General features: G+C 41.9%; 1 protein-coding gene. It reads right to left on the bottom strand.

Annotated elements, in window-relative coordinates:
- Positions 1-80: 80 nt before the first annotated feature.
- A protein-coding gene (locus tag CBI42_RS10885; protein ID WP_094753971.1) for an IS5 family transposase occupies positions 81-856 on the bottom strand; the annotation gives its coding sequence in 2 pieces (ribosomal slippage) (positions 81-529 and positions 529-856; 777 coding nt in all).
- Positions 857-978 lie beyond the last annotated feature (122 nt).

A 978-nucleotide genomic window follows, 5' to 3' on the forward strand; every position in this document is an offset into this window, starting at 1 on the left:
ATTTAAATATATGCAAAAGGCGAGAATCTTTAATTTAGATTCTCGCCTTTTCTTCTTAATTATTAGGGTCTGTCTGGAAACTATTTAAGCCAAATCAAAATTGAAGCAATGTAAATGGTTTGTAGAAAAACATGCACTAGTTTATCATATCGCGTCGCAATCCGCCGGTAATTCTTCAATTGATTAAAGTAATTCTCGATCAAATGGCGTTCACAATAGACGTAATAATCACAATCCCACTTGTCTTGGGCATTACTTTTAGGTGGAATCGTATATTGACCGCCTTCAGCTTCAATATACTGGCGCAGTTCCTTAGTCCCATAAGCTTTATCGGCAATCAGATTAACGCCGGCTAAAGCTAATTGTCGCAGTAATGGTTCAGCTGCCCGACTATCATGAACTTGGCCGCCGGTAAGGATAAAACATAATGGATTTCCAAGGCCATCCACCACCGCATGAATTTTAGTGGTTCGACCACCACGGCTTAGACCGATGGCTTGATTCTCAACGTCACAGCGGGCGTTTTTTTAGCGCCCGTGGCCTTTTGATGAGCTCGAATGCTAGTTGAATCGAGGCTGATATTTTCCATATCCGGTTCATCGATCAAATCCTTAAAGATCCGTTCAAACAAGCCGGCATCAACCCAACTACGATAACGACTATAGCTGGTTTTCCATGAACCGTATCGTTCAGGAATATCACGCCAGGTGGCGCCACTTTTTAGCAACCAGAGAACCGCATTAAAAACTTGGCGATTAGGTATTTTAGGTGGGCGTCCGGTTTTATAGGGCGGAAAACGGTCCTCAATCCGGGCCCATTGCTCATCAGTAATTTCATAACGTTTCGGAATTGTCATCGGCGAAAACCTCAATTTGTTTTTTATCAAGATTATACACGATTATTTTGTTTCCAGACAGACCCTAAATGAACACCCTTATCTTCAACTTTTTTCAATAATTCCTTGGTCCAGTGAAGGCC

It is taken from the genome of Streptococcus sp. KR (genome assembly GCF_002238115.1).
Lineage (GTDB): Bacteria > Bacillota > Bacilli > Lactobacillales > Streptococcaceae > Streptococcus.